The following is an 8994-nucleotide window of genomic DNA, read 5'->3' as shown; positions in this document are numbered from 1 at the left end:
ATATTCATCTGGGCGATATCGAGTTGTAGGCATACGCAAAAAATCAGCAACGGCTTGCGCCGTTGCTGATCGGGTATTGCACTGGGTTGAAGCAGGGGTTACAGCGGACGACCGATGGCGTTGCAAACGCTGGTGTTACCGACGTACTGGGCGTTGGTGGCGGTCAGGAAGCTGCCGCGCAAGGCGGACTTGAAGGCTGCGGACATTGGAACGAAACGGTTAGCCGTTACCGCTGCATCGTTGGCACTGGTACCAGCGCCGTATTGCTGAGTCAGGAACGAACGCACCAGACCAGTCTGGGTTGCATCGGCGTAGCACTGGCTGAAGATCATGTTAGTGAAGCCGATGATCGGGTAGCCGGTCGAAGGGAAAGGGAAAACGCTTGGGTCGGTAGGGCTGGTCGTGGCAGCGAAGACCGGCACCCACAGGTTTGGGTTGGAACGGTTGGCAGCGGCAGGCGGAGTGACGCCGGAGACGGCGGTGCCGACGTTGGTCAGGTTTGGCGCGATGGAGTTGACAGTGGCCACTTTGGTCGCGTCGTCCAGATCGGCGGTAGCGGACACTGCCAGGTCCGGGCTCATGTAGGTGATGCGGCTGTCAGCGGCTTTCAATGCGGTCATGACCGCAGGGCTACCCACGGCGCTTACGGCACCGGTAGGAACACCCAGCGAGTAGCTGGAGCCGAAGCTGGTGGTCACGGCGAAGGTACCGGCTTCACCGGTGCACTTGGCGTTCAGGAAGCGGGTGAAAAGTTCGGTGGTACCGCTGCTGTCACTGCGATAGACCACAGTGATCGGGCCGCTACGGCCACCAGGAGCGGCAAGTTGGCCCCAGTCCGTCAGACGACCCGAGAAAACACCGCACACTTCGTTAGTGGTGAGGTTCAGGGCGGTACCGGCCTTGTTGAACGGCAGGGTCACTGCAGTTGCCATTGCAGGCACCTGGATCAATGGGCCCCAGGCAGCACCGTGGTTGGTGTTGTAAGTGGTGATATCGGTAGCAGCGAGCTTCGAGTCGCTGCCAGCCCAGTGCACGTTGGTGCCAGCAGGCAGGCCGAACTGAGCAGGATCGTTGTTCAGGAACGCGGCTTTACCCGCGCCGCTGCCAACACCGATGTAAGCAGCAAAACCGGAAGGCAGAACACCAGAAGTGTTGTAGAACGGAGCCGCGAGGGTACCACCACCGCCGTTGACAGCGGCCATGGCTGCCTGGGCAGAGCACAGGGCAGCGAGGGTCAGGGATACCGCGAGAACGTTGCGCTTAAACATGAAGAATCTCCTTTCGTCGTGTTCGTACGTTGAGTGACTTGCTCGTTCATGACGCCATGGCGCTCGATGCGTCGCCTTAGTTCCAGACGACTTGTGGGGTGAGGCCATGGGGGAGAAGTTCTCAAGTTCCGGTGACAGATAAAGGAAAAAACCTCGGGTGAATCTTATTGATTTTTAAATAAATTCTCGGGTGTTCGCAGCGCTTTCGCCGCGTAATGGCGGGGTTTTTACGGGAGTGGCAAAGAGCCTTGCGCTGGAGGCGGCGAGACACGGGACGGGGTGGCCGGGATATGACAGAACGAGGAACCCGAGTTCTGCGGATTCACCGCACGGGTGCGCAAGGATTCTGTATGACGAGGTCCATGCTAAGGTGCCTGGATACTTGGAAACAGAGAACCCTCATGCCCCATCTCGTCCGTACCCACCCCCGCTTGACCATCGCCGCCCTCCTCGGCGCGGCCGTTGGCGCATTGGCCCCGGTCAGCCCGGTATTGACCAAGATCCTGGTCGGTTGGAATACCGGGGTCTGGTCCTACCTGGCCATGATGATGTGGCTGACCGTGCGCTCCAAGCCCGAAGACGTGCAGCGCTTTGTCGAGCGCGAAGACGAAAATGCCGGGACGGTGTTGCTGATCGTATCGATTGCCGCCATTGCCAGCCTGGCTGCAATCGTTGTCGAACTGGCGGGCAGCAAGGATCTGGACGTCCATGCCAGGGCCTGGCACTACGGTTTTACCGGATTGACGGTATTGGGCTCGTGGCTGCTGATCGGGGTGATCTTCAGCGTGCACTATGCGCGGCAGTTTTATCTGGGCGAACCTGAAGAATCGCCCCTGCGCTTTGCCGATGGCGAGAAACATCCGGACTATTGGGACTTCCTGTACTTCTCTTTCACCATCAGCGTGGCGGTACAGACTTCGGATGTGGGCGTGGCCACCAAGGCATTACGCAAGGTGGTGCTGGCGCAATCGTTGATCGGCTTTCTGTTCAATACGGCGATTCTGGGGTTTTCGATCAATATTGCGGCGGGATTGTTTGGCTGAGCCAGAACGGCGGCCCCGGGAGGGGCCGCCGCTGGAGCGGGCGGTCGTTACTCGGTGGCGAGTACACCACGACGAACCTGGTCGCGCTCGATCGACTCGAACAGCGCCTTGAAGTTGCCCTCGCCGAAACCATCGTCGCCTTTACGCTGGATGAATTCGAAGAACACCGGCCCCATCAGGGTTTCCGAGAAGATCTGCAACAGCAGGCGCTTGTCGCCGTCCTGTGAAGAACCATCCAGCAGGATCCCGCGCGATTGCAGTTCGTTGACCGGCTCGCCATGGTTCGGCAGACGGCCTTCGAGCATCTCGTAGTAAGTCTCCGGCGGCGCGGTCATGAAGCGCATGCCGATCTTCTTCAACTGGTCCCAGGTCTTGACCAGGTCGTCGGTGAGGAAGGCCACGTGCTGGATGCCCTCGCCGTTGAACTGCATCAGGAACTCTTCGATCTGCCCGGCGCCCTTGGACGATTCTTCGTTCAGCGGGATGCGGATCATGCCGTCCGGCGCGGTCATGGCCTTGGAGGTCAAACCGGTGTATTCGCCCTTGATATCGAAGTAACGGATCTCGCGGAAGTTGAACAGCTTCTCGTAGAAGTTCGCCCAGTAGGCCATGCGCCCGCGGTAGACGTTGTGGGTCAGGTGGTCGATGATCTTCAAGCCCGCGCCCGGAGGATTGCGGTCGACGCCGTCGAGGTAGACGAAGTCGATGTCATAGATCGAGCTGCCTTCGCCGTAACGGTCGATCAGGTACAACGGCGCACCGCCAATGCCCTTGATCGCCGGCAGGTTCAGTTCCATCGGACCGGTGGCGATGTGGATCGGCTGGGCCCCCAGTTCCAGGGCGCGGGCATAGGCTTGCTGGGCGTTTTTCACGCGGAAGGCCATGCCACACACAGAAGGACCGTGCTCGGCGGCAAAGTACGACGCCACGCTGTGGGGTTCGTTGTTGAGGATCAGGTTGATCGCGCCCTGGCGATACAGGTGCACGTTCTTGGAGCGGTGGGTCGCGACCTTGGTAAAGCCCATGATCTCGAAGATCGGTTCCAGGGTATTCGGGGTCGGCGATGCGAATTCAATGAACTCAAAGCCCATCAGGCCCATCGGGTTTAGGATATCGGTCATGGTGACGCCTCATCATTTTTATCAAGTAACGGTCAGTTAGTTGCTATCAATGCGGACGTCGGCGGGTGGCGCACAGGAGATGCCCCGCACGCTGCGGGCAAGGAAATCGCCGTAGATCAGTTGGAACCCAAGTATCTTCATGTCGACCCAGTCTCTCAGGGCGAGGCTTCTGCTGCCAGAAGACGTTATTCTTATATGCGTAACCAGATTCTACATGGCGTAACCCGGTTTGTCCGTATCCCTTTTTTATTTCCGTTCGGGCAGCCGCAAAGCCGGTCGGTTGCACAGGTAGATACCGGCCAGGATCAGCCCGCCGCCCAGGCACATGATCAGCGTCAACTGCTCGCCCAGCAATAGCGCGCCACAGATCACCGCGGTCAACGGATTGAGGCCGATAAATACGCCTGCACGCGTTGCACCGATATGCTGGATGCCATCGTAATACCAGATATAGGCCAGCGCCGAACCCAGCCCGCCGAGGTAGACGAGGCTCATCAGCTGTTGCGGATTCAAGGTTTCGATGAGCGCAAGACTCGCCTCCCCGCGCACCCAGGTCGCCAGCCAGAGCATGGCCGTCCCGAGCCAGATCGAATAGGTCACGGTGGTCAGCGGGCCCAGCACCCGGGTCAGGTTACGCGAGAACAGCGAGTAGACCGCCCAGGACAGCACGCAGCCGAAGATCAGCAGGTCGCCGACCCAGGTCTGGGCCGCGCCGTCGAACACGCTGCGGTTGCCGCTGATAATCACCAGCCCCGCCCCGCCCATGCAGACCAGGATGCCAAGGACTTTCGGGACGCTCAGCCGCTCCTTGAAAAACAGCCATGAGGCCAGCCCGAACACCGCCGGGTTCAATACCACGATCAATGAAGCCCGCGAGGCATTGATGTAGTGCAGGCCGTAAAAGAAGCAGAGGTTGTAGAGAAAGATGCCGAAAAAACCCAGCAGCGCCAATTGCGCGAATTGTTTCTTGTCCGGCAGTACCAGGGGAATGCGTGTCACCCCGATAAACACCAGCAGGATCACACTGGCCAGCAGAAAGCGCAGGCTGGCCAACAGCAAGGGCGCGATATCGCTGGACAGGAAGCGCCCGGCGACAAAGGTCCCGCCCCAGATCATCGAGACCCCGGCGAGCTTGAAGTAGACCCGCAGGTCGCGGCCGGCGGCGAAGGTGGATACCTGTGTGTGCATGGTTTTTCCTGCGGATCGAGAAGGACGGTTGTCAAACTGGCCGCATTATTTTATTTATGTCGACTCATCGTAAAATGAGTAAAAGCTCATGACCCTGACTCAACTGGAAGTGTTTTCCCAGGTCGCCGAACTGCGCGGCTTTACCAGTGCAGCCCTGCGCCTGGGGATCAGCCAGTCGGCGGTTTCCCATGCCCTCAAGGGGCTGGAGCAGGAATTGGGCGTCGAGTTGTTGCGCCGGCACCAGGGCCAGGTGGAACTGACGGATATCGGCGCACAATTGCTGCTGCGGGCCCGGGCCATGCTCGGCCTGGCGGATACCTTGCGCCAGGAGGCCGCCGATGCCCGGGGCATGAAACGCGGGACCCTGCGTATCGGTTCGTTTGGGCCAACCTCCTCGACCAAACTGTTGCCGGCGCTGCTGGCCCGTTACCGGCTGGCCCATCCGGGAATCCAGGTGCAGGTCGACGAAGGCCCTGACCGACAGGTACTGCAATGGCTGGAAGAGCGGCGGATCGACGTGGGATTCGTGGTGCTGCCGCAGGAGCGCTTCGACACCTTTGCCCTGGTGGAAGACCAGATGGTCGCCCTGCTCCCCGTCGGTCACCCGTTGTGCGAACAGTCGGCCATTGAGCTCAAGGCGTTGTGCCAGGACCCGTTCATCCTCACCGGAGCCGGCTCCGGGGAACTGGTTTCCCAGTTGTTCGCCGCCCAGCGGCTGGTCCCGGATATCCGCTACCGTACCGCGCAACTGCTCAGCACCCTGGCAACCGTTGCCCGTGGCGAAGGCGTGACCGTGGTGGCCGAACAATCCCTGCCGGAACACCCGGCCCCCGGCTACGTCAGCCGGCCGTTATCGCCACGGGTGATACGCCAGATCGGTATCGCCGTGCTCGACCGGCGCCAGGTCTCCCCGGCAACCCAGGCCTTTATCGACCTGGCCAGTCGCTTCGACTATCGCTGAACATACGAGCCCAGTCCGGCTATCATGGCAACAGCCGCGCTTCCAGGCGCCCTTGTCCCCAAAGGTTCCCCTCAATGCCATTGACCGCCAAAGGTTCTCGCTCCTGGATCGCCCGTTATGCCTTGAGCCTGTTGATCGGCCTGCTGCCGATCCTCTCCGGGATCGCCATCCTGCATTGGCAAGCCGGTCGGACCTTGAGCCAGAACGCCGGGAAAACCGCCGGCGAGGCCCTCAAGCAGTTCGACCTGATGCTCGACAACGCCGCCGAATCCGCCAATGTCATCCTGCCCCTGGCCGGCCAGCCCTGCGTCGACGTCCAACTGGCCTTGCGCGAGCAGGTCACCCGACGGCCCTTTGTCCGGGCCGCGAACCTGGCCTGGAACAACAACCTGTATTGCACCTCCTTGTTCGGGCCTTATCAGGAAGCGGTCGACCCGGCCGACTATGTCGACGGCACGCTCTGGCTGATGAACGGCAATCCGGTCACGCCCAAGTCCTCGCTGCTGGTCTACCGCCTGCAGGACGGCAAAGGCGCCGCCATGGTCAGCATCGACGGCTACCATCTGGCCAATATCCTGCGCCTGATCGGACGTGAAGCCGGCTTGCGCCTGCAGGTCGGCAATGTCTGGATCTCCGGCCAGGGCCAGGTACGCGAAGGCGAGGCCCCCGGGTTTGCCGTCGGCCAGGCGAGCCTGTCCTCCAGTCGCTTCCCCTTCAGTGTCAGTTCCGGCTTCCCGCCGGGAGAAGCCTGGCGTTACGTCGGCAAGGAGTATCCGGCCCTGATGGCCTTGTTGCTGGTGTTCGGGGTGCTGGCCGGAGCCACGGCGCGCTGGTTGCAAAAGCGTTCCAACGCACCGACCCACGAGCTCCAGCGAGCCCTCGAAGCCCGGGAATTCATTCCCTATTTCCAACCGGTGGTGCGCAGCCATAGCCGCCAATGGGCCGGCGCGGAAGTGCTGATGCGCTGGCAGCATCCCCGTGAGGGATTGGTGCGCCCGGACCTGTTCATTCCCCTGGCTGAAGACTCGGGCCTGATCGTGCCGATGACCCGTTCATTGCTGCAACAGACTGCCGCCCTGCTCGCCCCGCAAGCGGCGACCTTTGAACCCGGCTTCCACGTGGGGGTGAATATCACCGCCCGACATTGCCAGGACCTCGAACTGCTGGACGACTGCCGCGACTTTCTCGGCGCCTTTACCCCCGGCCAAGTACGCCTGGTACTGGAGTTGACGGAACGCGAACTGATCGAACCCAGTGCCGTTGCCCAGCAACTGTTCGCCCAGTTGCGCGACATGGGCGTGATGATTGCCATTGACGACTTCGGCACCGGGCATTCAAGCCTCAGTTATTTGCGCCAGTTCAATGTCGACTACCTGAAAATCGACCAGAGCTTCGTCGCCATGATCGGTGCCGACGCGTTGTCCGGGCATATCCTGGACAGCATTATCGAATTGAGTGCCAAGCTTGAACTGGGCATCGTTGCCGAAGGTGTCGAAACGCCAGCACAGCGCGACTACCTGACCTCCCGGGGTGTTGGATTTCTCCAGGGCTACTTGTTTGGCAAGCCATTGCCGGCGGAGGATTTTCTTAACAATTTCAAACGGCAGGCCAGCGTACAAGAAGATAAAGTCACGTTGTCAGAATAAGTCACAGACACTTGTCTATCGGTATTTCTTCAACGTCTAACCCGCGTTATTTACTCTTGGCCGGATAACTACTACACTTTTTCATGCCCGCAGTAAATTGATAGGACGCTCTGAGGCTTATAAGTAACTTCCCGCACTGCCACACCCAGGTGTATACGCGTGACGAAAGCCGTTGCAAGCATTGGCTTGTCGTTTTGTTTTAGGTAGATGGCAGCCGAATACAACTCGTGGAGATAAACATCTTGTCCAAACTCGCCGAATTTCGTGCCGCAGAACAGGCCCTTAAAGCGCAACTCGCCCAGCTGGAAGCCCTGAAGAACGATGCCGGACTCAAAAAGGAGATCGAGTTCGAGGAAAAACTCAAGGGCCTGATGAAGACCTACGATAAAAGCCTGCGCGACATCATCGCGATCCTCGACCCGAACCCCAGCCGACACGGCGCCGCAGCGCCCAAGCAGCGACGCGCCCGGGTGGTCAAGGTTTACCAGAACCCCCACACTGGCGAACTGATCGAGACCAAGGGCGGCAATCACCGGGGCCTGAAAGCCTGGAAAGAACAACACGGTGCCGCGACCGTTGATTCCTGGTTGCGTGGCTGACTTCACGCCCTAACGTAGAAGCCCTGCTCAGGCAGGGCTTTTTCTTGCCGGCAAAGATCATAACGGCCGGCATCACGGCGACGACAATAATACCTATATCGACGACAGGTCTTTCAGGCAAGAGTTCCCACTCGGCGACGAACGTCGGAAATGCAGAGCTCAAAAACGACATAATGCCCGTTACTCAGCGAGCCTGGGCGCCTCGACTATTCTTATTGCATGTAAAAAATCTCTCAGCGCAGCCTGAAGGAATGCCCCGCTCCTATTACGCCTGTCGGATGAAAAACAAACCGTTCACGATCTTCACACATTTTTCACATCGATTCTTACAGGATGCAGGCTGCTAAAGGATTAGCGCCCCATGCCCGCTTCGGCGGGCTTCTTTATGCCTCCTCGGCAAGCTTTATACACTTCGCTATAACTTCCTGGCAAAACCGAAGTAGCCCGCTATTACCCGGCACGCCTGTGCCCGGGGCTAAAATCCGCCCGTCCGAATTTGGCGCCTGCGCCCCGGTTCAGTATGATCCCGTCCCACAGGATCGGAATCGGCGAGTCTGCCTGCCGCGTCCATGATCGCCCGCTTTTTTTCACCTGCCGTGCGGAGAGCCCATGAGCCTGCAAGACCTGAACACCTTTCCCGGCGTTACCGCCCAACCCGACGTCGCCACCCAGGGCTTCGTGTTCAACCACACCATGCTGCGGGTCAAGGACGCCACCCAGTCCCTGGATTTCTACACCCGTGTTCTGGGGTTCTCCCTGGTGGAGAAACGTGATTTCCCGGAAGCCGAATTCAGCCTGTATTTCCTCGCCCTGGTCGACAAGGCGCAGATCCCTGCCGACGCTGCCGAACGGACCCAGTGGATGAAGTCGATTCCCGGCATCCTGGAACTGACCCATAACCATGGCACTGAAAGCAATCCCGACTTTGCCTACCACAACGGCAATACCGACCCACGTGGCTTCGGCCATATCTGCATCTCGGTCCCGGATATTCGTGCTGCCTGCGCGCGCTTCGAAGAACTGGGCGTCGAGTTTCAGAAACGCCTGACCGACGGTCGCATGAAAAGCCTGGCCTTCGTGAAAGACCCGGACGCCTACTGGGTGGAAATCATCCAGCCGGCCCCCCTGCAAGACGCCTGATAGCGCCCGGCAAAGAAAAAGCCCCATG

Annotated in this window: 8 protein-coding genes; 5 read left to right on the top strand and 3 right to left on the bottom strand. The window is 59.8% G+C overall.

Features of this window, described 5'->3' with window-relative positions; genetic code table 11:
• Positions 1 to 98: 98 nt before the first annotated feature.
• Complete coding sequence (locus CWE01_RS24510) at positions 99 to 1268, bottom strand: substrate-binding domain-containing protein (RefSeq protein ID WP_100943131.1); 1170 nt, start codon at positions 1266 to 1268, stop codon at positions 99 to 101.
• Positions 1269 to 1669: 401 nt separating this feature from the next.
• On the opposite strand from CWE01_RS24510, the gene CWE01_RS24505 reads away from it, so the two are divergent.
• The gene (locus CWE01_RS24505) at positions 1670 to 2311 is read left to right on the top strand and encodes a DUF1345 domain-containing protein (RefSeq protein ID WP_100943130.1); all 642 of its coding nucleotides are present in this window, start codon (positions 1670 to 1672) and stop codon (positions 2309 to 2311) included.
• Between the two features lie 47 nt (positions 2312 to 2358).
• On the opposite strand, the gene hppD is transcribed toward CWE01_RS24505, so the two are convergent.
• Both hppD and CWE01_RS24495 read right to left on the bottom strand, forming a co-directional pair.
• Positions 2359 to 3432, bottom strand: a complete 1074-nt coding sequence (gene hppD / locus CWE01_RS24500; RefSeq protein WP_100943129.1) for a 4-hydroxyphenylpyruvate dioxygenase — start codon at positions 3430 to 3432, stop codon at positions 2359 to 2361.
• Positions 3433 to 3678: 246 nt separating this feature from the next.
• Entirely contained in the window at positions 3679 to 4620 is a 942-nt protein-coding gene (locus CWE01_RS24495) for a DMT family transporter (RefSeq protein WP_100943128.1), read from the bottom strand.
• A gap of 88 nt (positions 4621 to 4708) precedes the next feature.
• Between CWE01_RS24495 and CWE01_RS24490 the strand changes: the two genes are divergently transcribed.
• The 4 genes from CWE01_RS24490 to gloA all read left to right on the top strand — a co-directional run bounded on the left by CWE01_RS24490 (position 4709) and on the right by gloA (position 8966).
• Positions 4709 to 5581 carry a LysR family transcriptional regulator gene (locus CWE01_RS24490; protein ID WP_100943127.1) on the top strand — a complete coding sequence of 291 codons (873 nt, stop codon included), beginning with the start codon at positions 4709 to 4711 and terminating at the stop codon, positions 5579 to 5581.
• Positions 5582 to 5655: 74 nt separating this feature from the next.
• Entirely contained in the window at positions 5656 to 7227 is a 1572-nt protein-coding gene (locus CWE01_RS24485; protein WP_100943126.1) for an EAL domain-containing protein, read from the top strand.
• 242 nt (positions 7228 to 7469) lie between these two features.
• Positions 7470 to 7826, top strand: a complete 357-nt coding sequence (locus tag CWE01_RS24480; protein WP_100943125.1) for a histone-like nucleoid-structuring protein, MvaT/MvaU family — start codon at positions 7470 to 7472, stop codon at positions 7824 to 7826.
• Positions 7827 to 8435: 609 nt separating this feature from the next.
• A complete protein-coding gene (gene gloA / locus CWE01_RS24475; protein WP_100943124.1) occupies positions 8436 to 8966 on the top strand; it encodes a lactoylglutathione lyase in 531 nt (176 codons plus the stop codon).
• Positions 8967 to 8994: the final 28 nt, after the last annotated feature.

This window comes from Pseudomonas sp. QS1027, from assembly GCF_002814235.1.
GTDB lineage: Bacteria > Pseudomonadota > Gammaproteobacteria > Pseudomonadales > Pseudomonadaceae > Aquipseudomonas.
This window is presented reverse-complemented; position numbering and strand designations above follow the sequence as displayed.